The organism is Malaciobacter sp. (assembly GCF_055140965.1).
Genome location: NZ_JBSRRO010000005.1, coordinates 43,014 through 64,978 on the forward strand (window position 1 = coordinate 43,014; position 21,965 = coordinate 64,978).

At 26.2% G+C, this 21,965-nt stretch carries 22 protein-coding genes; 7 read left to right on the plus strand and 15 right to left on the minus strand.

Going from position 1 to position 21,965, the window contains the following annotated elements; translation table 11 throughout:
* Positions 1–10: 10 nt before the first annotated feature.
* From ACTCCZ_RS02940 to ACTCCZ_RS02980, 9 genes are all read right to left on the minus strand, one after another.
* A complete protein-coding gene (locus ACTCCZ_RS02940; protein ID WP_079578042.1) occupies positions 11–670 on the minus strand; it encodes a potassium channel family protein in 660 nt (219 codons plus the stop codon).
* Positions 667–1,989, minus strand: a complete 1,323-nt coding sequence (locus tag ACTCCZ_RS02945; RefSeq protein ID WP_079578041.1) for a TrkH family potassium uptake protein — start codon at positions 1,987–1,989, stop codon at positions 667–669. Before ACTCCZ_RS02945 ends, ACTCCZ_RS02940 begins: the two co-directional genes overlap by 4 nt.
* The gene (locus ACTCCZ_RS02950; protein WP_079578040.1) at positions 1,990–2,682 is read right to left on the minus strand and encodes a response regulator; all 693 of its coding nucleotides are present in this window, start codon (positions 2,680–2,682) and stop codon (positions 1,990–1,992) included.
* Positions 2,679–3,710, minus strand: a complete 1,032-nt coding sequence (locus ACTCCZ_RS02955) for a sensor histidine kinase (RefSeq protein WP_079578039.1) — start codon at positions 3,708–3,710, stop codon at positions 2,679–2,681. Before ACTCCZ_RS02955 ends, ACTCCZ_RS02950 begins: the two co-directional genes overlap by 4 nt.
* Positions 3,711–3,942: 232 nt before the next feature.
* Positions 3,943–5,148 carry an L-2-hydroxyglutarate oxidase gene (lhgO, locus tag ACTCCZ_RS02960; RefSeq protein ID WP_079578038.1) on the minus strand — a complete coding sequence of 402 codons (1,206 nt, stop codon included), beginning with the start codon at positions 5,146–5,148 and terminating at the stop codon, positions 3,943–3,945.
* A gap of 23 nt (positions 5,149–5,171) precedes the next feature.
* Entirely contained in the window at positions 5,172–7,121 is a 1,950-nt protein-coding gene (locus ACTCCZ_RS02965) for a TRAP transporter permease (RefSeq protein WP_079578037.1), read from the minus strand.
* A 108-nt stretch (positions 7,122–7,229) separates the two neighbouring features.
* Entirely contained in the window at positions 7,230–8,252 is a 1,023-nt protein-coding gene (locus ACTCCZ_RS02970) for a TAXI family TRAP transporter solute-binding subunit (protein ID WP_079578036.1), read from the minus strand.
* 115 nt (positions 8,253–8,367) lie between these two features.
* Complete coding sequence (locus ACTCCZ_RS02975) at positions 8,368–9,072, minus strand: response regulator transcription factor (protein WP_079578035.1); 705 nt, start codon at positions 9,070–9,072, stop codon at positions 8,368–8,370.
* Between the two features lie 15 nt (positions 9,073–9,087).
* Complete coding sequence (locus tag ACTCCZ_RS02980) at positions 9,088–11,694, minus strand: PAS domain-containing sensor histidine kinase (RefSeq protein ID WP_079578034.1); 2,607 nt, start codon at positions 11,692–11,694, stop codon at positions 9,088–9,090.
* Positions 11,695–11,799: 105 nt separating this feature from the next.
* Between ACTCCZ_RS02980 and ACTCCZ_RS02985 the strand changes: the two genes are divergently transcribed.
* The 3 genes from ACTCCZ_RS02985 to ACTCCZ_RS02995 all read left to right on the plus strand — a co-directional run bounded on the left by ACTCCZ_RS02985 (position 11,800) and on the right by ACTCCZ_RS02995 (position 14,723).
* A complete protein-coding gene (locus ACTCCZ_RS02985) occupies positions 11,800–12,714 on the plus strand; it encodes an AEC family transporter (RefSeq protein ID WP_079578033.1) in 915 nt (304 codons plus the stop codon).
* A gap of 97 nt (positions 12,715–12,811) precedes the next feature.
* Complete coding sequence (locus tag ACTCCZ_RS02990; RefSeq protein ID WP_079578032.1) at positions 12,812–14,242, plus strand: catalase; 1,431 nt, start codon at positions 12,812–12,814, stop codon at positions 14,240–14,242.
* A gap of 1 nt (position 14,243) precedes the next feature.
* Positions 14,244–14,723 carry an ankyrin repeat domain-containing protein gene (locus tag ACTCCZ_RS02995; protein ID WP_079578031.1) on the plus strand — a complete coding sequence of 160 codons (480 nt, stop codon included), beginning with the start codon at positions 14,244–14,246 and terminating at the stop codon, positions 14,721–14,723.
* 11 nt (positions 14,724–14,734) lie between these two features.
* On the opposite strand, the gene ACTCCZ_RS03000 is transcribed toward ACTCCZ_RS02995, so the two are convergent.
* Positions 14,735–15,082 (minus strand): hypothetical protein, encoded by a 348-nt coding sequence (locus ACTCCZ_RS03000; protein WP_079578030.1) that lies wholly within the window; start codon positions 15,080–15,082, stop codon positions 14,735–14,737.
* Between the two features lie 25 nt (positions 15,083–15,107).
* Complete coding sequence (locus ACTCCZ_RS03005; RefSeq protein ID WP_079578029.1) at positions 15,108–15,467, minus strand: DUF4168 domain-containing protein; 360 nt, start codon at positions 15,465–15,467, stop codon at positions 15,108–15,110.
* A 146-nt stretch (positions 15,468–15,613) separates the two neighbouring features.
* On the opposite strand from ACTCCZ_RS03005, the gene ACTCCZ_RS03010 reads away from it, so the two are divergent.
* Complete coding sequence (locus tag ACTCCZ_RS03010) at positions 15,614–16,042, plus strand: CoA-binding protein (RefSeq protein ID WP_079578028.1); 429 nt, start codon at positions 15,614–15,616, stop codon at positions 16,040–16,042.
* On the opposite strand, the gene ACTCCZ_RS03015 is transcribed toward ACTCCZ_RS03010, so the two are convergent.
* Both ACTCCZ_RS03015 and hsrA read right to left on the minus strand, forming a co-directional pair.
* Positions 16,039–17,331, minus strand: coding sequence for a sensor histidine kinase (locus tag ACTCCZ_RS03015; protein ID WP_079578027.1), 1,293 nt, complete (start codon positions 17,329–17,331; stop codon positions 16,039–16,041). The genes ACTCCZ_RS03010 and ACTCCZ_RS03015 overlap by 4 nt on opposite strands.
* Positions 17,332–17,347: 16 nt before the next feature.
* Positions 17,348–18,031 carry a homeostatic response regulator transcription factor HsrA gene (gene hsrA / locus ACTCCZ_RS03020; protein ID WP_079578026.1) on the minus strand — a complete coding sequence of 228 codons (684 nt, stop codon included), beginning with the start codon at positions 18,029–18,031 and terminating at the stop codon, positions 17,348–17,350.
* A gap of 228 nt (positions 18,032–18,259) precedes the next feature.
* Between hsrA and ACTCCZ_RS03025 the strand changes: the two genes are divergently transcribed.
* Both ACTCCZ_RS03025 and fbaA read left to right on the plus strand, forming a co-directional pair.
* The gene (locus ACTCCZ_RS03025) at positions 18,260–19,069 is read left to right on the plus strand and encodes a peptidylprolyl isomerase (protein ID WP_079578025.1); all 810 of its coding nucleotides are present in this window, start codon (positions 18,260–18,262) and stop codon (positions 19,067–19,069) included.
* Between the two features lie 10 nt (positions 19,070–19,079).
* On the plus strand, positions 19,080–20,147 hold the full coding sequence (gene fbaA, locus ACTCCZ_RS03030; protein WP_079578024.1) for a class II fructose-bisphosphate aldolase: 1,068 nt from the start codon (positions 19,080–19,082) through the stop codon (positions 20,145–20,147).
* A 16-nt stretch (positions 20,148–20,163) separates the two neighbouring features.
* Here the strand turns inward: fbaA and ACTCCZ_RS03035 are convergent, their stop codons facing one another.
* Together ACTCCZ_RS03035 and ACTCCZ_RS03040 are read right to left on the minus strand one after the other, a co-directional pair.
* A complete protein-coding gene (locus ACTCCZ_RS03035; RefSeq protein ID WP_079578023.1) occupies positions 20,164–20,547 on the minus strand; it encodes an ExbD/TolR family protein in 384 nt (127 codons plus the stop codon).
* Positions 20,544–21,011 carry a MotA/TolQ/ExbB proton channel family protein gene (locus ACTCCZ_RS03040; protein ID WP_079578022.1) on the minus strand — a complete coding sequence of 156 codons (468 nt, stop codon included), beginning with the start codon at positions 21,009–21,011 and terminating at the stop codon, positions 20,544–20,546. Before ACTCCZ_RS03040 ends, ACTCCZ_RS03035 begins: the two co-directional genes overlap by 4 nt.
* A 64-nt stretch (positions 21,012–21,075) precedes the next feature.
* Between ACTCCZ_RS03040 and ACTCCZ_RS03045 the strand changes: the two genes are divergently transcribed.
* Positions 21,076–21,963: a 1-aminocyclopropane-1-carboxylate deaminase/D-cysteine desulfhydrase gene (locus ACTCCZ_RS03045; RefSeq protein ID WP_079578021.1), complete on the plus strand. Its 888-nt coding sequence runs from the start codon at positions 21,076–21,078 to the stop codon at positions 21,961–21,963.
* The last annotated feature ends 2 nt before the right edge of the window (positions 21,964–21,965 follow it).

Here is a 21,965-nt window from a genome sequence, read left to right on the forward strand (position 1 = left end):
CAATGAAATACTAACATTCATTGCATAAATCTTTAAAAATAGGTTGAATGATACTATTTTCTCCCAATATTAAAATTAAATCAGTTTTCTTTATAATATAGTTTAACTCAGGTTTGGTATTCCATTCACCTTTAGTTTTGCATGCTACGATTCTTGTTCCTTTATACTCTTTTTCAATCTGTTCTATAGATTTTGATATTACATTATTATTTGCAAGAAACTTTATCATTTTAATACTATTACTAATATCTATTTCATCAACAGTAATATTTTGAACTAATTTTTTTACAAGTAGTCTTCCTGCTATTTTTTCTGGATACATAACTTTAAAAGCACCGATTTTTGATAATATTTCGCCATGAATAGAAGTAATTGCTTTTGCTATAATATTATGATTATTTAAATCTTTTAATGCCATCACCGTTAAAATACTTGCTTCTATATTTTCACCAATACTTACAATTACTGTACCTAAATTATATATTCCAACTTCTTCTAGAGCTTGTTTATTTGTACTATCAATCACAAAAGCATTATCTACATATTCACTTATTTCTTGAACTTTTGTTTCATCATTATCAACTGCTATTACAGTGTGATTTAACCTTGCTAAACTTTTTGCTATATAAAATCCAAATTTTCCTAATCCAATTACTGCTATTGTATTCATATTATAATCCTTCCTTTTGGGTATTTAAAATGTTTAATTTTTGCTTTTCCAACTAATATTAATCCAAATGCAAAAACTCCAAGTCTTCCAGCTATCATAAGTATAATAATTATTATTTTTCCTAAGGGGTCAAACTGTTCGGAAAAACTTAAAATCCCTCCATTTCCTGTTGATACTCCAACTGTTCCAAAGGCAGATACCACTTCAAATAGTATTTTTAAAAATGGTAAATTTTGAGTTTCAATCAATATTAATACAGCAATTAAGACAAAAAATGATGAGCACATTATTATTGCCAAAGCTTTATTTATAAGTTTTTGATCAATTGTTCTTTTAAAAATATTTGGTTGCTGATTACTCTCTTTTAGAATATAAATAACTGTTATAATTAATATAGCAACTGTAGTGATTTTCATACCTCCTGCTGTACTTCCTTGTCCAGCACCTATCATCATATAAAGTGTTGAGAAAAATAAAGAAGAGTCTTTTAATGAGCCTATATCAATACTATTAAAACCACTTGTTCTAAAATTTATTGATAAGAAAAATGAATTTATTATCTTTTCATAAAAAGATAAATTTCCAAAAGTATTAGGATTTGTCCACTCAATTGATAAAAAAAGTATCATTCCTGATATGATTAAAATTAATGTACCATAAATCATAATTCTAGTATGAATTGAGAATCTTTTAGATGTTTTTCTATTTTCATATATTTCAACAAGTACAAAATAACCAAGTCCACCAAATATTACAAGAAATCCAATAGTAAATAAAACAACAATGTTATTTTGATAGCCCATTATACTATCTGTAAATAGTGAAAAACCTGCATTATTAAAAGCACTAATACTATGAAAAATACTAAACCATAATGCATTTTTTAATTCATAATCTTGATAAAATTCAAAAAATAGAATTATTGCACCAATCAATTCTATGATTAAAACAACAGTTAATATTTTTTTTACAAAAGTTCCAACATGCAAATCAGGTAAATCAAGTGATTGCTTCATAGCCCTTTTTTCATCAATTGTTAATTTATTTTTTATAAATAGATAAAAAATAATAACTAAGGTCATATATCCAATTCCACCACATTGGATTAGTATGACTATGATTAATTCTCCTATAAATGTAAAGTTTTCTGATGTGCTAGTTACAATTAATCCAGTTACGCATGTAGCACTAGCAGATGTAAAAAGTGCATCTATAAATGTTAGCTCATTTACATGAGAAATTGGCAAACTAAGTAAACATGCACCTAAAGTTATAATTATCACATATCCAAAAAAGATACTTTTTACATATTTATGCACCTAAGACTCCTTTGTAAAACCAAATCTATAACCTATTCCTGATTCAGTTTTTATATATTCAGGTCTAGTACTATTTTTTTCAATTTTTTTTCTTAATGTATTTACATATGTTCTTAAATATTGCATCTCATTTTGATAGCCAGTTCCCCACACTTCATGTAAAATTTGTCTATGGGTTAATGTTTTATTTGCATTTAAAATAAAATATTTTAGTAGTTCATATTCAATTGGAGTTAATTTCAGTTTTTCATTTCTTAAAGTAATATCTCTTGTTGAAATATTTAGTTCAAGTTCATTACAAGTGAATTTATCAGAAAGCACTTCATCTTTTACATCTCTTCTTAAAGTTGCTCTAATTCTTGCTAGTAGCTCATTTACAGAAAATGGTTTTGTAATATAATCATCCGCACCAACATCAAGTGCAGATATAATCTCTTTTTCATCATGTCTTGCAGTTAGAACAATAATAGGAATTTTAGATATTTCTCTTATTTGTTTTATTAAATCCTTTCCATCACCATCAGGTAAACCTAAATCAACAACCATAAGATTTGGACTATGACTTAAAAACATTAGCATGGCATTTTTTTTGCTTTCACTTGAGATATAATTAAATTCATACTCTTTGAATGTAATCTCTAATAATTTTTTAACAGAAGTATCATCTTCTACAATATGTATTAATTTTTTCATTTAACATCTATCCTTTTAATAATAGGTAATTCAACTTCGATTAATATTCCATCATTTTCATGTGATGCTTTTATTTCACCATTATGAAGTTTAACAATACTTTTGCATATTGCTAAACCTATACCACTTCCTGAAATATCATTTGTATCTTCGATTCTATAAAATTTATCAAATATATTCTTTATCTTTTTTGTATCAATAAATTCAGATTTATTAAATATTTTAATTGAGGCATACTCTTTAAAATTTACTACTTGAAGTTTTATTTTTGTATTCTCTTTTGAGTATTTAAATGCATTATCTAATAAATTAACAATTAATTGAGTCAATAAAGTATTATCTCCCCAATATAAGCCTAACTCATCTATCTCTATATCCAATTTTTCTTCAATATTTTTTTGAGGAAACTCTTCTAGTGCAACTCCTAAAATATCTTCAAAATCACACCATTCAAATTTTAAATCTATATTTTTATTTGATAATCTTGTACTATCAAGTAAATTTGTAATTAGTCTTTGCATTCTTAATGAAGCATAATTTATATCTTCAAGTAAGCTTTTTTTATTTTTTTCACTTAAATTTTCATTACATAAAATTAAATTTATTGTTCCATGAATTGTTGATAGGGGAGTTCTTAAATCATGAGAAATAATATGTAATAAACTCTCTCTTAATTGATTCTCTCTTTTTTGAGTATCAAGATTTTTTGCTTGTACATTTATAATCCATCCAACAATTGCAAATATTAAAAAACTCCAAAAATATAGTTCATTATGTACATTGAAACTATATAAAGGAGGAATATATAAGAAATTTAGAAATATTACACTAAAAAAAGTAATTAGTAGTGTTGATTTTAAATTTCCATGCATTGCAACGACTACAACTGGAATAGTATGAATAAGTGCTATATTTATAATATCAAGATAATCTTTTAAAAAATGACTAATTAGCGTTATTATAAATAAAATTATAAATGCTTTAATTAAATAATTAAACTTTTTATATCTTAAAAGTAAACTTTTCATATTAAGCTTTTGGTAGTTTAACTAATAAGATAATTGTTAAAATTGATAATATACTTAGCATGATTAAATTACTAAATGGCATTTTATATCCTTTTCATCTTTTTTTTATTATATGCTAATAGTTGTAAATAGATAATCAAATTTTTGAAGAAAATATAAAAATTTTATAAAGATAATATTAAAAGAATATTATATCAATACCTATAACATTAGTTATGGGTATTGTATAAAATTATTTTTTATTTGTTTGTTTTAATATGTGCTCTTGAACTACCCAATTTGCAAAAGGAATTGATGATGTAAAAGCAGGGCTAACAGCATTTAGTACATGTATTGAATTTTCATCTGATTCAACTACAAAATCTTGTACTAATTCTAAGGTATTTTTATTTAATAATTGTGCTCTAATTCCAGGAGTTGACCATGAATCAAAACCCTCATGCTTCATCTTTTTATTTGTAAGAGTCATTGCTAGATTTTTTAGATGAGATAGTGAATATTTTTTTATCTCACTAAAAGCCAAACTTCTAAAACCAAAAGCATTACTTATAAATAGTTTTGATTCATAATATAAAATTTGAATAAACTCTTTTAACTTAAAGTTATCAAAACCTTTATAATTCTCTCTCCAAAATGCAGGAATAGCAGTAGGTCCAATTTTACTTTCATTATCTACTGTTAAAGTATAATGTACTCCTAAAAAAGGATTAGCTAGATTTGGTACAGGGTAAATATTTGTTTTTAAATTTGACTTATTATTTTTATCCTTTAAATATATTCCTTTAAATGGAATAATCACATAATCTTTTGAAAATCCAAAATCCTTTGCTATTGTATCAGCATATAAACCTGCGCAGTTTATAACTTTCATAGCTTGAAAATCTCCTTTTGTTGTGGATACCACATTGCAACTACTTGAGATATATTTACAATCTAAGATTAGCTCTACTTTTAATTCTTGAATAACTTTTGCAAACTCTTTTGTAACTTCTTTTGGATTTACAGTGGCTGTACTTGGACATAGTAAAGCTTTTTTATATGTTTTAATATTAGGATAAAGTTTATTTAAACTTTGCTCATCTAGCCATTGAAGTTCAACACTATTTGCATCACCTCTTCTTTTAAGCTCTTCTAAGCCCTCAAGCTCTTTATCATTTGTAGCCACAACCACTTTTTTACATTCATTTATTTTTAAACCTCTTTGTTTAACAAACTTTTTTAATGCTTCATTTCCCTCTTTTGTAAACTTAGCTTTTAATGAGTTTGCAGTGTAATAAAAACCTGCATGTAAAACTCCTGAGTTTCTACCTGAACTATGCATTCCAACTTCACTCTCTTTTTCTATTACTAATATTTTTGAAAAAGGAAACCTTTCTTTTAAATTTTTTGCAATATTTAATCCTATAATACCTGCACCAATAATTAAGTAATCATACATTTTAAAATCCTATATCTTCTAAATTAACTAGCTTTTGCATATGAGCTTTCTTCTTTAAATAATACTTTATGCATTATAATTGTCACAGCAAAAATACCAAAGCCAACAATATGAGTATTTTGAACTACTCCTAAATAACTTTGCATATTAAAAATAGTATCTGGAGTTAATAAAAGTATTGCTGCAACTGCAAACACAGCTCTTTCTAATATACTCATTTTTCTATCCCAAAATCCTTCCATTACAATTGAAAAAGACATAATTCCAAATAATGCAAAACCAAACACCTCAAATCTTTCTATCCATGTTCCATTAATTAAAGGTGTAAATGCAAAAAGCAATGGAATAATATACATACCTTTTCCAACTTTCCATGATGTCATACCTGTAGCCATTGGAGGTGTTTTAGCAATTGCAGCTGCTGCAAATGCAGCAAGACATACAGGAGGAGTTAAATTTGAATCTTGTGATAACCAAAATATTATTAGATGTGCAGATAATAAATACATAGTAACTTCAGGAAGTTGAACTCCTGCATTTACAAGTGCTGCCATCTCTGGACTTAGCATTAATCCTACTAAAGCAGGTGCAGATAAAACTGATAAAACAACATATGATGCAGTAACAGGCAAGCCCATTCCTAAAACTAAAGATGCAATAGCAATTAAAACTATAGCAATAAAAAGTGAATTACCTGACCATTGCATAATTAATTGTGAAAAAGTAATACCTATTCCTGATATATTAATAACACCTACTATAATTCCAACAGCAATAAGTAAAACACCAGTTACAATCATATTTTTACTACCTAATGCTAAAGCTTCTAATATATCTTTTATTCCCATTCTTTTATTTTTTGTAAGATATGAGGCTAAAACTATAGTTACTATTGCTATACCTGCTGAATATGTAGGTGTGAATCCATAAATTAATAAACCAATTAGAGTTGATAAAGGAATTACAAAGTGAAAACCTTCTCTTAAAATAGGTAAAATTTTTACATTATTACTTTCACCTTTTATATTATTCTCTTTTGCATGAATATTAATATAAAACGCTATTGAAGCAAAATATAAAATAGCTGGTAAAATAGAAACAGAAATAATAGTAATAAATGGAATATGAGTCATTTGTGCCATAATAAATGCTCCAGCACCCATAATTGGAGGCATAATTTGACCACCTGTACTAGCTGCTGCTTCAACTGCTGCTGCAAATTTTGATTTAAAACCTGCTTTTTGCATCATAGGAATAGTAATAGAACCCGTTGAAACAGTATTTGCAACAGCTGAACCTGAAATAGTTCCCATTAAAGCAGATGAGATAACTGCAACATGACCAGTTCCACCTGTATATTTACCAGCAACTGCATTTGCAACATCTACTATAAAATCACCTGCACCAGATTTTAATAAAAATGCAGCAAATAAAATAAACATAAATACATAAGTTGAAGATATTGTAGCAATTGGTCCAAATAATCCCTCATTTGTATAAAACATTCTATAAAGAAATCTCTCTACACTCATACCACCAAATGCAAAAACTCCCTCAAATTGTTGTCCCAAAAATAGTATATATGCAATACAAAAAACGATTATTGCAGGTATTACATATCCTGTTGATTTTCTAACCATTTCAATTGCTAATAAAATAGTCATACTTGCTACAATTATATCACTTGTTCTCATTTGTGAATTGGCAACAGCATAAAGACTCTCTTCAAAAAACATCATATAAAAAAATGTTAAAAGTGACAATATTGCAAAAAGTAAATTTAAAATTGAAACTTCATTTTTGTTTTTACTTGCTTCATAAGTTAAAAAACCAAGAGAAGCTAAAAGTGCAAAGTGTGCAGAGTTAAACCATAAATTACTTAATCCTCCCCAAATATTTACACTAAAATGAAATAGTGATATAAATATTGCGTAAATGAAAGTAATCTCTTTAAAATATTTAATTTTTATCATTTTGTTTTCCTATTGCTTTTTTTATATATAAACTAGATAAATAATTTATAATTACTTATATAATTTATATCCAAAAGAAGAGTATTCTTCTTTTGGTAAGTAAAATTTTTATTGTTTTAAAATTAAATCTTTTGGAATATCAATTCCTTTTTCTTTATAAAATCTAGCTGCACCTGGATGTAAAGGCATAGGAAGACCCTCTATGGCTTTATTTAAAGACATAGCTTTAGTAGATTTATGAACACTATTTAAAAATGGTAGGTTTTCATAAATTGTTTTTGTTAAAAGATATACAGTCTCTTCTGGTGTATCTTTTGTAACAACTAGTAAATTTGGTTGAGCAATCGTATTGATATCTTTATCTTGTCCTGGGTATGTTCCTGCTTTAATAGTAAAAGGAGTCCATACTGGATAGTTGTTTCGTATTTTTTTTAGATCATTTTCATTAAAATCTAATACTTTTATTTTATCATTTCCAATAGAAGCAAAAGCATTTGTAACTGCTGATGTTGGAGGACCAGATGGAGTATTCATACCCTCAATCTTACCATCTTGTAGAGCAGTTGAACTTGGAGTATATCCTAAGTATTGTATATTCATTTTATTATAATCAATATCAAGAGCTTCCATAATTGTTTCAGCTGAAACTCTAGATCCTGAACTTCTTCCACCAATTGAAAATCTTTCACCATAAAGGTTTTTTAAATCATTGATATTTCCAGTTTTTGCGAACTCTTTTGTTATAGTAAATTGTTCAACATTTTGCCATAACATAGAAATTGATCTTAAGTTTTTCTTTGGATTATTTTTATATTTAGCTTTTCCTTGCCAAGCCATTGAACCAAAAAGACCTTGTAAAATAGCGAAATTTACTTCACCTTTTTCAAGCATATCAATATTCTCACCAGAACCAGCTGATGTTATTGCTGAAAAAGTTAGATTACTACTTTTTGCTAATTTAAGTGAAGCTATTGTTGCAATTCCTACACCAACTGGATAATAAGTCCCACCTGTACTTGCTGTTGCAATTACATATTTAGATTCATTTTTTGCTGCATTTGCACTTGTTAACATAACTGTTGTTATAGCAGATGAAACAAAAAGCTTTTTAAAAAATGACAATTTTGACATTTTGTTCTCCTTTTAATTTTTACAAAAGAAGTATAACATATTTTGAAACAAAATTGTTTCAAAATTGTTTCAAATTATAAAATTTGTGTCAAATTTATGTATTTTTGGGCTTTTATTACTCTATAATGTAACCAAGACCTTTGATTGAACTTATAAAATCATCATCAGATATCTTATCTTTTACTCTTTTTATAACAGTTCTCATTGTTGCATCTGATGTATTTGTATCATTCCATATGGATTTTTTTAGAAACTCTTTTGTTTTAATTTGCTTTATATTTGTTATTAGTGCTTTAAGTAAAAGAGTCTCTTTTTTAGAAAGATGGATTAATTCATCTTTTTTATATAATAGATTTGTTTTTGTATTAAAAGAGTAAGTTTTATTTAAATTAACTACTTCACTTAAATTTTCATTTTTTGATTTGTCTTCTAAAACTTTTGATTTTACTTTTTTTAAAATCTCCATTACAGTTTTTATTTCTAATGGTTTGACAAAATATGATATTATATTTAATCCTATTGATTTAAATAAGTACTCTTCATCTTTATATGCAGATACAATAATAAATTTTTGTTCATCGTTTAGTCTTGTGATATCTTCTACCATAGTTAATCCATCTTTATTTGGCATTTTTATATCTGTTAGAACTAAGTCAAAAGATTTTCTTTCATCATAATATTTTTTATAAATATTAAGACCCTCTTGCCCATCACAAGCAATTTGGACTTCATCAAAAATTGTATCAAGATAAAAGCTTAATATCTCTCTTGCATCCTCTTCATCCTCAACTAATAAAACTCTTGTAGTTATTTTGTCCATAATTTATCCTATTAATTAAATATTTAGTGTGATTATAAACTTCACACCATCTTTTATATTTTCTACTTCAATTTTACCTTTCATATTTGTTTGTATAATTGATTTTGTCATATAAAGACCTATACCAGTGCCTTGATGTTCAAACTTTGTTGTAAAATATGGTTCAAAAATTTTATCAATTATTTCATCTTTTATATTACCACCATTATTAAAGATTTCTATTACTAAACTATTTTGTACTTTTTTAACAAAAATAGTAATTAATGCTTCAAACTCTTCTTGCTCTTTTTTTAAAAGTAAAGCATCTTTTGCATTATTTAAAATATTTAATAAAGCTTGTTTCAATTCATTTTCATAACCTGTAATTATTATATCTTCACAATCAACTTCTATTTTTATATTATCATTTGAGTATTGATTTTTTATCATATATAATAGTGTATTTATAGACTCTTTTATAGAAAACTTTGTTTGCGTCTTTGATGGTTTATAAAAATTCTTAAAATCATCTATTGTTTCACTCATATACTCTATGTGTTTATTTGCTTTATTTATAAATTTTTCAAGTTGAGGTTTTGTAATTGATTTATTGTGATAATTATCCCTTAAAAATTGAATAATTAAAGATACATTATTTAAAGGTTGTCTCCACTGATGAGCAATATTTCCAAGCATTTCTCCCATTGCAGCTAATTTACTTTGTTGAATTAAAAGTCTATCTTTATCTCTATTTTTTTTAACTTCATCTTCTACTTTTAGCTTTAACTCCTCTTCACTTAGTTTTATTTTAGTAATATCATTTATATAACCATAAAAATGTGATATTTCTCCAGAATGATTTTTAATCAAGATTACTCTACTTGAAATCCATCTTATCTCATTTGCTAAGTTTCTTATTCTACACTCAACTGTAAAGTTTGGCAAATCATTTTTTAAAGCAGCATTAATTGCTACTTGCATTTTATTTTTATCATCTTCATGAATTAAACTCATAAAATTCATAGATTCTGATTCAAACTCTTTTTTTGTATATCCAAAAGTTTTAATACTATTTGAAATATATTTAACTGTTAAATCTTTATCATTATTAAGTTTAAAAATAACAATTTTCCCATCTTCAACTAAATACTCTACATCTAAAAGCTCTTTTTTCATTCTTTTATTTTTGTCAATATCCATAGACATCATAAGCATTCTATCTAATTCGCCTGCATTATTAGTAAAAGCTTTACCTCTTGCTAAAACCCATTTAAAACCTTCATTTTTTGTTTGAAGTCTATATTCACATATAAAAGTATCATCAACTTTTGCAAAAATTTTATTAAAAAGTTTTTCTACATTTTTTTTATCTTCATTATGTATTAGTGCAAACCAATCTGAAAATGTTTGTACTTCGTCTTTTTTATAACCAAACATATCAAACCACTTATCTGAAAAATATATTTTCTTTGTTTTAAAGTCAATATCCCATAAACCATCATTTGAAGCAATAATTGCTAATTCAAATCTTTTCTTCCAATGCTCTAAAGAGAGTGTTTTATTTTCAAGTTTATCGTTGTACTCTTTAAATATAGTATTAATAAAATTTGAAAAAACATAAGTAAATAGTATTAAAAGTAAAGTTGTCGCAATAATTAAAGTAAAGATTTGAAAAAATAGATTATTGTACTCTTTTTTTATTTTTTTTATTTTATCTTTAATCTCTTTTGTTATTTCATTTGTATTATAAGAGGATGCAATTAAAAAATTATATTTGTCATAAAAAAATGTATTATTAAATAAATTGCTATATTCTTTATCAATAAAATAGTGTTGTAATATATTGTAAGCGATATTATCATTTTTATTTTTTAAAAGTGTATTTGATTTATGAAACTTTTTTTTTCCATAAAAGTTGTAAGTATCTTGAAATATTACATCATAAAACCATATATTGTAGTTTTCTTTTTTTATTGTATTTATTATTGCTTCTTTTGTAATCTCTTTTATAGAGTTAATTGTGGAAAAAGAACCAATATAATACTCATAGCCATTTATATTTATATAATCAAAAAAACTTAATCTTACGGTTTTTTTTAAATCATCTTTCCAATATTGTAAATTGTTTTGACCTTGTGAATAAATATATTTTAAAGTGATATTTTCATGTACTATTTTATTTGTATTAAAAATAAGTTTTTTAAGATAATAAATAGACTCTTTTCCATATAAAATATTTAAATTATCTTTTGTAAAAACAACAAGTTCGATATTATTTTCTTTTTCAATTTTTTTTAAATAATCAGTTAACAACTGAAATTTGCTTAGTGAGTTTGATTCTAAATATCCTATTGCTTTATAAGTAACTTTTTTTAGTAAAATCTCTTCATGCAAAAATATCTCTTTTAATTGCTCTTTTACTTTTGTTCTAAATTCATTTAGTTCTTGCTTTTTTTTAAACTCATAATTTAAAAAGGCTTTTTGTTTAAGTAAATCTATTTTTGTATTTTTTTTTGTTTCTAAAAGAAAATAAGAGATGCTTAAAGATAGTATTGCAAGTAATAAAATAAATATTACTGGAATTTGAGAAAAAAGTTTTTGGATATCAGAAAGAGTATATTTCTTCTTAGATTTAAATAGCATTTAATCTTAGCCTTATAATTTTTATCTATAATTTAAAGTTTCAAAATTGTTTCGTACAACTAAATTATATTGAAACTTTTTATAAAGTAAAGTTAAAGGTTGCACATGATACATATTTTTACAGCGATTATTCCTATTTTTTCTTTGATTATGATTGGCTACTTTTTAAAAAAGATACAATTTCCCTCAGTAGAGTTTTGGCCAAATGCAGATAAGTTAACTTATTATATATTAATGCCATCACTATTGATTTATAAACTTGCAACTGCATCATTTGAAGATATTAATAGTGTAAATTTTGTTTTAACTGCACTTTTTACTATATCTTTAGTTTTAATAATCTTGATTTTAATAAATAAGATATTTAATTTTAAAGGTGACTCTTTTACTTCAATAGTTCAAGGTTCAATTAGATTTAATACTTATGTATTTTTAGCTTTAGCTGATTCTGTTTTTGGTGATAAAGGATTGGTTTTAGCTGCTATATTAATGATGTTTGTAATTCCTTTTATTAATATTATTTGTATATCAATTTTTGCGCTTTATGTAAATAATAGTAAATTAACATTTTTATATTTAGTAAAATCAATTATTACTAATCCTTTAATTGTGGCATGTTTTTTAGGTGGATTTATAAATTTTATGGGAATTGAGCTTTTCTCAAGTTTTGATAAAATATTAGAAATTTTAAGTTCTGCTGCTCTTCCTCTTGGACTTTTATCAGTTGGTTTTGGTTTAGTTATAAAAGAGATAACTTCATCTAAAGAAGAGATAACTATTACAAATATAGCCAAACTTATTTTAACTCCTTTGATTATGTTTGTTATTGCTAATTTTTTCAAATTAGATGAGTTTATGATCTCTATACTTATAATTTTTGCTGTTTTACCAACTGCACCTTCATCTTTTATTTTGGCAAGACAACTTGGAGGTAATATAAAATTAATGTCATCTATTATTACTTTGCAAACTCTATTATCAGTATTTTTTATTATGCTTGTTTTAAACTATTTTATATAATTATAATTTAATTGTAAAAAATAGCTAAGTTTCATTTAACAAATATAAGAATAGAATTTAGTATTAAGAGAAATCTTTTCTACTAAAGGAGCATTTTATGAAAAAGACTATGACAACAACAGCAGGAAATCCAATCTCGGATAATCAAAACTCAATAACAGCAGGAGAACGAGGTCCTGTACTTATGCAAGATTATCAGTTAATAGAAAAATTAGCACATCAAAATAGAGAAAGAATTCCAGAACGAGTAGTACATGCAAATGGTAGTGCAGCTTATGGAAAGCTTGTTATTACAGAAGATATTTCAAAATATACTAAAGCAAAGGTTTTACAAAAATCTGAAGAGACAAAACTTTTACTTAGATTCTCTACAGTTGCAGGTGAAAGAGGTGCTGCTGATGCAGAAAGAGATGTAAGAGGATTTGCCCTTAAGTTTTATACAAAAGAGGGTAATTGGGACTTAGTAGGGAATAATACACCTGTTTTTTTCATTAGAGATGCATATAAATTCCCAGATTTTATTCATACTCAAAAAAGACATCCACAAACAAATTTAAGAAGCAATACCGCTGCTTGGGATTTTTGGTCATTAAGTCCAGAAAGCTTACATCAAGTAACAATATTGATGTCAAATAGAGGCTTACCAAAATCTTATAGACATATAAATGGATATGGTTCTCATACATATAGTTTAATAAATGAAAAAAATGAAAGATTTTGGGTTAAATTTCACTTTAAAACTATGCAAGGAATAGAAACTATTACAGATAAACAAGCAGAAGAGATTGTTGGAAAAGATAGAGAATCAAATCAAAGAGATTTATTTGAAAATATTGAACAAGGAAATTATCCCAAGTGGAGTTTTGAAATTCAAATAATGACAGAAGAAGAGGCTTTGGCATGTTCTTTTAATCCTTTTGATTTAACAAAAGTTTGGCCACATAGTGATTACCCAATGATAAAAGTTGGAGAACTTACACTAAATGAAAATCCAAAAAATTATTTCAATGAAGTAGAACAAGCCTCTTTCTCACCTTCAAATATAGTTCCTGGAATAGGTTTTTCACCTGATAAAATGCTTCAAGCTAGAATCTTTTCTTATCCAGATGCACATAGATATAGAGTAGGTACACATTATGAAATGCTACCTGTAAATAGACCAATAGTTGATGTTAAAACTTATCATGCCGATGGTGCTATGAATTATGATCAAAAAGATATAACAGATGCATATTATGAACCAAATAGCTTTGATGGACCAGTTGAGGATAAAGCTTTTGAAGAACCAGCTTTAAAAATAGAAGATACTTATGCTAAAAGATATGATCATAGAGAAGAAAATGATGATTTTTCTCAACCAAGAGCACTATTTAATCTGATGAGTGAAAATGAAAAAGAACAGCTTTTTGGAAATATAGCTCGTGCCATGGATGGAGTTCCTTTAGAGATAATTAATAGACAATTAGAGTTATTTGCTAAAATTGATGAAGCATATAAAATGGGAGTAAAAAAAGCATTAGGAATTTAAAATGGAAATATCAGCTGAGGAATTAAAAAGATATGAAGAGCTTCAATTACTTGCTTTAGATTATGCAAGACAAGGAAAAACAGAAGATTTAAAAGCTATGTTAGAAGCTAAAATGCCTGTTGATTTATCAGATTCAAAAGGTAATACACTATTAATGCTAGCTTCATATAATGGAAACTATGAAACAGCAAAGATGATTCTTAACTTTAATGCAAAAGTTGATAAGAAAAATGATAGAGGGCAAACTCCACTAGCTGGAGTTTGCTTTAAGGGTTACTTTGATATTGTAAAACTTTTAGTGGAAGCAAATGCCAATATTTATGAAAATAATGGAATGAAAACAACACCTATAATGTTTGCTTCTATTTTTGGAAATTATGAAATTGTAGATTATTTAAATTCAAAGAGCAAAAATAACTTTGCAAATAGATTTTATTTAAAGCTTTCAAAACTATTTAGTCTATTTAAGATAAAAAAATAGACTAAAATAGTTTATCCTAAGCATTGGTTGTTATTAAAATCTACTTCTGCTAAAGAGTCTTGCTTGTATGAAAAAGTTATAAGAACATTGTTTTGTTCTTCTAATCTTTCTATTTCAAAATCAAAACTATTTTCTATTCTTGGAAATAACCCAGCTGGTATTTGATGATTTATCATGATTAGTTTATTTTTAGAATCATTTATTAACTTTAATCCTGCCATTGCATTTATCATAGGTTCTGGTGCTGCACAAGATGAGGTATCAAAATAGTAATATTTGATACTATTTTTTTCATATAAAAAAAAATCAACTGTACTATTTTCAACTTCAATCTTTTGTGCATTGTTAGGGATGTTCATCTTTTGCCCTTATTTTAATTTAACATTATTTTTTCAATAATAATGACTGTACTCTTGCTTTAAAATTATTATCATTTTTAAATAATTGAGAAAGTGAATTATATTTTTCTATTGTAAGATTATTATCTTGAATAACTACTTTTGCTTTATTCATAAACTCTTGATTGTATCTTTCTACTTCTTTACTTGACAAAGGCTGTTCAGTCTTTTTATATTTTTTATCCATTTTGTTTTGAATAGAAACTTTTAAAGTATTGAGTTTAACTGATGCATTTGCAAAATTTTTAATTTCTTTATTACTTACTTGAGCATTTTCTAATTTAGTATTTTGATTTGCACTTAAAAGAGTACAAAAAGCTATAACTGAAAATATTATTCTTAGCATTCATTAGTCCTTTTATTGAATTACTTGACATTAACATCATCAAACTTAAATGAAAATAATAAATATTAATCTTTTTTCTTATTATACTTTTTATCAAAATTATTATATTATGAGAGTAATTTTACATCACTATAAAAGGATATCTAATGGAGTGTGAATTTGCAACTATTAATTCAAATAAAGATGAGATAAAAGAGATTTTTGATAATACTAAGACTATTGCTATTATTGGTTGTTCTCCTGATAGCTCAAAAGCTAGCAATAAAGTTGCAGTATATTTAAAAAATGTTGGTTTTAAAATCGTTCCTGTTTACCCTAAAGAAGATGAAATTTTGGGTGAAAAAGTTTATAGAAGTTTAGGAGATATTCCTTTTAAAGTTGATATGGTAGATATTTTTAGAAAACCAGAAGTTATAGGTAAAGTAGTTGATGAAGCTATTAAAAGAGGCGATGTTGATACTGTTTGGACACAGTTAGGCTTAGTAAATAATGATGCAGCTAAAAAAGCAAAAAAAGCAGGCATGAAAGTAGTACAAAATAATTGTACTAAAATCGAACACGCTGCTATATATTAAGATATCTTGCAAACTAAGTTGTTGTAAAGCATTAGCTTTGCAACACAACCAGATTTTCCATCTTTTCTATTTTCAAGTGAAAGTTTAGCTCCCATTGCATCAGCTGCATTTTTTGCTAAAAATAATCCAAGTCCAGCACCTTGTTCATTTCCTACTCTTTTAAATGGTGCGAATAAGTCTATCTTTTCATCAATTCCTATTCCCTCATCAATAACACTTATTGTTGTAGTCTCTTTACTCTTTTCAAGTCTTATTGCAATTGTTTTCTCCTCAGGAGTAAATTTTATTGCGTTTTGGACAAAATTTTGAATAATTTGATTAAGTAAAGTAACTTGCAATAAAGTATTATAATAGTTTACATTTGCATAAAATGTTATAGTGATTTTCTTTTGTGCACTTAGCATTCTATAATCATTTGTTTTTCTTTGCATATATTGAACTAAGTCAATCTCAGTTGCTTTTTCAAATTGTGCACCCTCAGCTCTTCCTATATCAAGAATTGAACCTATCATTTTATTCATATCATCTATTTGTTTTATAGTTAATTTTAGTGTATCTTGATACTTTTCAGGCTCTCTTGGTTTCATCAAAGTTACTTCATTTTTTAATTTCATAACTGCTAGGGGAGTCTTAAGTTCATGTGCTGCACCTATAAACAACTCTTTTTTAAATCTTACATAAGTTTCAATTCTATTTGTTAAAGAGTTTATTGAATCAGCAAGTGGATGAAACTCTATTGGTAAAGAATCTTTTTTTATTTGTGTAAGATAATTCTCATTCATATTAGATAGTTTTTTATTGATTTGTAAAATTGGTCTAAGTAGTGTTTTTGATACTGTAAACGCATATAAAATAATCAAAATTAATCCACCAAGAGATAAAAATAGTAAGTTATTAAATATTTTTGTTAACATCTCCCTTGAAGAGTTGATGTTTTTTACTATTTTAATAAATTTTTTACTTTTTATATCAAATGGATATAGTAGCTCAACATAATGATCTTGACCATCTTTAAATGTTTCAAAACTAATTTCTGAAAGATTATCAATAGTTACTAAATCAACACTAATCCCAGTATGAGTAATAATATTAAAGTTTGTTTTATTTGGATCTTTACTTTTACTTACTTTGTAAATAAGTTGTGCATCTGAAACAAGACTCTCTTTTAATTCTTCATAAATTGTAGCTTTTGTATAACCATAAAAAATAAAAGAAAGAGTAGTTATGAACAACGAAGTTGCAAGTATTAGTTTTTGATAAAACTGAGTATAAATGCTTTTCGTGTTCATGTGTAGTCCTTAAAAATTATTCAATCTCGTCTTGTGCTTCTGGATAGCAGAATCTATATCCTCTTCTTCTAATAGTTTCAATAGTAGAAATATTTAAAGGTTTATCCATTTTTTGTCTAATTTGATTTATAGCAACTTCAATAACATTTGGAGTAACTAATTCAGGCTCTTCCCAAATTGCATCTAATAGTTGTTCTTTTGAAACTATTTGATCTCTATGTCTAGCAAGGTGAGTTAATACTTCAAAAGGTTTACCTTTTAGTTCAATCTCTTCATCATTATAGATAATTTTTTCTTCATCTGGGTTGATAACTAAATCTTCAATTTCTATTACATTTGTTCCACCAAATCTTAATCTAGCTTCGATTCTAGCAAGTAAGATATCAAAGTCAAATGGTTTTTTAATATAATCATCTGCTCCTGATTTTAATGCCTCTATTTCGCTCTCTTTATCATCTCTTGCTGAGATAATTACAACAGCAGTTCTTGAACTTCTATTTTTTACGATTTTGCATAATTCAATACCATCACCATCTGGTAACATCCAGTCAGTTAATACTAAATCATAATTTCTAATATCGATAAAATATTCTGCATCTTTATAGTTTTCTGCAGCATCTACTTGATAACCAAAATCAGTTAGACCTTCTTGCAGTGTTCTATTTAATGTAATTTCATCTTCAATAATTAAAATTCTCATGTTATAATTTCCTTAAATTTAAGTTAAGTTTAAATTTTGTGCGAATTGTACCATAAAAATTTAAAAATTTAAAGGTTTTTTAAGTTAAATATTGAAATTTTCGTGAATGACTAATTTTTATAATATTAATTTAGGTATAATAAAGACTTTATTTGTTAATTTTTTGAATTAACTAATTGTTAATAAAATATAGATAGAATAAGCGAATATTTAAATAAAAGGAAGATTATGAGAAAGATTGTAACAAGTGTAATTGCTACATTAGTTTTAAGTACAGCCACATTAAGTGCAGCAGATTATTATGCTACAGTAAATGGGGAAAAAATCACAAAAAATGATTTAGAAGTAGTATTAAGAAATCCAAATATTGATTTTGATGTATTACCAAAAGATAAAAAAGATAAAGTGCTAGAACAAGCTATTGAAAAAAAACTTTTAACAAATGAAGCTATTAAAAGTGGAATTGAAAAAGATAAATCTTTCAAAGATGCTTTAGAAAAAATCAAAAAAGACTTAGCTTTAGAGATTTGGATGCAAAATCAGTTCAAAGATATTAAAGTAACACAAAATGAGCAAAAAGATTTTTTTAACAAAAATAAAGATAAGTTCAAAAAACCAGCTACTTTAGAAGCAAGACATATACTATTAAAAACAGAAAAAGATGCAAAAACTGTAATTGAAAAATTAAATAAAGCAAAAAATAAAAAAGAGACATTTATTAAACTTGCTGGTGAAATGTCAAAAGGACCTACTGCTTCAAAAGGTGGATATTTAGGTAAATTTCAAGAGAATAAAATGGTTCCAGAATTTAGTGCTGGTGCAAAGGCTTTAAAAGCTGGAGAATACTCTAAAACTCCTGTTAAAAGTCAGTTTGGATATCATGTTATTTATTTAGAATCAAAAACTCCTGCTTCAACTATGAGTTATGATGAAGTAAAAGATAAAATCAAAGAGTTTTTATTACAAGACAAATTTAGAAAATCAATTAGCGATACAGCTAGTAGATTAAAAAAACAAGCTAAAATAGTTATTAAGTAAGGAGAGTTAAGTGGGTGTACTTGATGTGGTAAAACCTGGAGTATTAAGTGGTAGCGAAGCAAAAAAACTTTTTGCTTACGCTAAAAAAAATAGTTTCGCAATTCCTGCTGTTAATGTTGTAAATACAGATTCTGCAAATTCTGTTTTAGAAGCTGCTAGTAAAGTTAATTCACCAATTATTATTCAATTTTCAAATGGTGGAGCACAATATTTTGCTGGTAAAGGTTTAAAAACTTCAAATGCTGCTATTTTAGGTGGTATTTCAGGAGCTAAGCATATTCATCAAATGGCAGAAGCTTATGGAATACCTGTAATATTACATACAGACCATGCAGCTAGAAAACTTTTACCTTGGATTGATGGATTATTAGAAGCTGGAAAAGAGCATTTTAAAGAAACAGGTAAACCTTTATATACATCTCATATGCTTGATTTAAGTGAAGAGAGCTTAGAAGAAAATATCTCTACATGTGTAGAGTACTTTAAGATAATGTATGAGCTTGATATGATGATTGAAATTGAGCTTGGAATTACAGGTGGAGAAGAAGATGGCGTTGATAATACTGATGTTGACAATGCTTTACTTTATACTCAACCAGAAGAGGTTTGTTATGCTTATGAGCAATTAAGTAAAGTAGGAGAAAACTTTACAATAGCTGCATCATTTGGTAATGTTCATGGTGTATATAAACCAGGAAATGTTATTTTGCGTCCTGATATTTTAAATAATTCTCAAAAATATATAGAGCAAAAACATAATACTGATAAAAAACCAGTGGATTTTGTATTTCATGGTGGTTCTGGATCATCTCTTGCTGATATAAAAGAAGCAATTGAGTATGGTGTAATCAAAATGAATATAGATACTGATACACAATGGTCTTTTTGGGATGGTGTTAGAAAATATGAAGCTTTAAATAAAGACTATTTACAAGCACAAATTGGAAATCCAAACGGAGAAGATAAACCAAATAAGAGCTATTATGACCCAAGAAAGTGGCTAAGAGCTGGACAAGAATCTATGATAGCAAGACTTGAAGTGGCATTTTCTGATCTTCAAGCATTAAATAAAAACTAAGCAATTTTGCTTAGTTTTATTCTTCTTGTGTTATTAATGCAAGATTAGTTAAATCATACTTTTGTAGTAAATCAAGTACTTTTACTACCCTTTCATACTTCACATTTTTATCAATTCTTACAACTATTGGTTTTGCTTTATCTTTTACTTCTTTTAAATTATCTTCTAATGATATAAATGATACTTCAATGCCTTTTATTGCTAATTTATCTTCACTTAATTCAATAAATACCTGTTCTTTATTTACTTTTAACTCTTTTGCTTGTGAATTTGGCAAATCTAAAATCAAAGCTAATTCATCTTTTTTAAATACAGATGTAACAATAAAAAATATAAGAAGTATAAACACAACATCAATTATTGGTGTTAAATCTGCTCCTAGTGGTTCTCTTCGTTTCATCTAATTAAGTCTTTTTTTGCTTTTAATTCAATTGCATCAATTTGTGAAATAAAGTGATTGTATGCAATATGGTGAGGAATTGCTACTATTAGCCCCGCAATAGTTGTAATAAGTGCAATTGATATACCATTTGAAAATAGTGTTGGATCACCTAAACCTTGTGCTGTGATTGTTTCAAAGGCTTTAAATACTCCATATACAGTTCCTAAAAGTCCTAAAAGTGGAGCTACTGAAGCGATATTTTTTATATATGTTAAGCCAATTTCTAGTTTTTGAACTTCATACTCTATTTGTGTTTTTAAATCACTTTTTTCATCAAGTCTTAATTTGATTTTATTAATCATCGCATTTTTTCTTGGAAGGGTAAAGAATTTCCAGATGATAATAGTAAATCCAATTATATTTAAAAAGATTAAAATATAAACTATTATTCCACCTTTATCTATATATTCTATTAAATTCATAAAATACCTTTGTATGTTTTTTGTTATTGTACAAAAATTATATTAATAAATGGTACAATCACCTATGAAATTTACAGACTCACCTACACATAAAGTAACATTTAGACAACAAAATATATATATTAAAAGAGATGATTTACTTCATAGTGATTTTTCAGGAAATAAAGCAAGAAAGTTTTACTATTTTTTAAAGAGTGATTTTAAAGATGTAAAAAAAATAGTATCTTATGGTTCTGCTCAAGCAAATTCACTTTACTCTATGTCAGTTTTAGCAAAGTTAAAAGGTTGGCAATTAGAGTTTTATGTAAAACATATATCCAACTACTTAAAACAAAACCCTCAAGGTAATTATAAAGCTGCTTTAGAAAATGGTGCAAAAATTATAGAAAAAGATGAACCTTGTTTACATGAATATATATCAAAAAATTGTTTAGATGAAGAAAGTTTATATATTCAAGAAGGTGGTAGAGAAAAAGAAGCTTCTTTTGGAGTTGAAATTTTAGCCAATGAGATAAAAGCTTGGCAAATAAAAAATAGTATTAAAAATTTAGTTGTAGCTTTACCAAGTGGAACAGGAACAACTGCACTATTTTTACAAAAATATTTAGATTGTAAAGTAATAACTTGTCCTTGCGTTGGAAAAGAGCAATATCTTAAAAAACAGTTTTTTTTATTGGAAAAAGATGAAACTCTTCATCCTATTATTCTAAAAACAGAAAAAAATTATCATTTTGGAAAACTTTACAATGAATTTTATGAAATTTGGAGTGAACTCAAAAGTAGCACAAATATAGAGTTTGATTTACTTTATGACCCACTTGGATTTTTAACTCTTGTTAATTCTAACTATTTTAATAATAAATATACAATACTCTATATCCATCAAGGTGGGCTTTTGGGAAATAACTCTATGATTGAGCGATATAAAAGAAAGTTAGCTTTTAATAATTAATG

Bases quoted from the DNA above. Each gene is read 5' to 3' on its own strand.
- ACTCCZ_RS02940 (WP_079578042.1), bottom strand. From the start codon at position 670: ATGAATACAATAGCAGTAATTGGATTAGGAAAATTTGGATTTTATATA.
- ACTCCZ_RS02950 (WP_079578040.1), bottom strand. From the start codon at position 2,682: ATGAAAAAATTAATACATATTGTAGAAGATGATACTTCTGTTAAAAAA.
- ACTCCZ_RS02955 (WP_079578039.1), bottom strand. From the start codon at position 3,710: ATGAAAAGTTTACTTTTAAGATATAAAAAGTTTAATTATTTAATTAAA.
- lhgO (WP_079578038.1), bottom strand. From the start codon at position 5,148: ATGTATGATTACTTAATTATTGGTGCAGGTATTATAGGATTAAATATT.
- ACTCCZ_RS02965 (WP_079578037.1), bottom strand. From the start codon at position 7,121: ATGATAAAAATTAAATATTTTAAAGAGATTACTTTCATTTACGCAATA.
- ACTCCZ_RS02970 (WP_079578036.1), bottom strand. From the start codon at position 8,252: ATGTCAAAATTGTCATTTTTTAAAAAGCTTTTTGTTTCATCTGCTATA.
- ACTCCZ_RS02975 (WP_079578035.1), bottom strand. From the start codon at position 9,072: ATGGACAAAATAACTACAAGAGTTTTATTAGTTGAGGATGAAGAGGAT.
- ACTCCZ_RS02980 (WP_079578034.1), bottom strand. From the start codon at position 11,694: ATGCTATTTAAATCTAAGAAGAAATATACTCTTTCTGATATCCAAAAA.
- ACTCCZ_RS02985 (WP_079578033.1), top strand. From the start codon at position 11,800: ATGATACATATTTTTACAGCGATTATTCCTATTTTTTCTTTGATTATG.
- ACTCCZ_RS02990 (WP_079578032.1), top strand. From the start codon at position 12,812: ATGAAAAAGACTATGACAACAACAGCAGGAAATCCAATCTCGGATAAT.
- ACTCCZ_RS02995 (WP_079578031.1), top strand. From the start codon at position 14,244: ATGGAAATATCAGCTGAGGAATTAAAAAGATATGAAGAGCTTCAATTA.
- ACTCCZ_RS03000 (WP_079578030.1), bottom strand. From the start codon at position 15,082: ATGAACATCCCTAACAATGCACAAAAGATTGAAGTTGAAAATAGTACA.
- ACTCCZ_RS03005 (WP_079578029.1), bottom strand. From the start codon at position 15,467: ATGCTAAGAATAATATTTTCAGTTATAGCTTTTTGTACTCTTTTAAGT.
- ACTCCZ_RS03010 (WP_079578028.1), top strand. From the start codon at position 15,614: ATGGAGTGTGAATTTGCAACTATTAATTCAAATAAAGATGAGATAAAA.
- ACTCCZ_RS03015 (WP_079578027.1), bottom strand. From the start codon at position 17,331: ATGAACACGAAAAGCATTTATACTCAGTTTTATCAAAAACTAATACTT.
- hsrA (WP_079578026.1), bottom strand. From the start codon at position 18,031: ATGAGAATTTTAATTATTGAAGATGAAATTACATTAAATAGAACACTG.
- ACTCCZ_RS03025 (WP_079578025.1), top strand. From the start codon at position 18,260: ATGAGAAAGATTGTAACAAGTGTAATTGCTACATTAGTTTTAAGTACA.
- ACTCCZ_RS03035 (WP_079578023.1), bottom strand. From the start codon at position 20,547: ATGAAACGAAGAGAACCACTAGGAGCAGATTTAACACCAATAATTGAT.
- ACTCCZ_RS03040 (WP_079578022.1), bottom strand. From the start codon at position 21,011: ATGAATTTAATAGAATATATAGATAAAGGTGGAATAATAGTTTATATT.
- ACTCCZ_RS03045 (WP_079578021.1), top strand. From the start codon at position 21,076: ATGAAATTTACAGACTCACCTACACATAAAGTAACATTTAGACAACAA.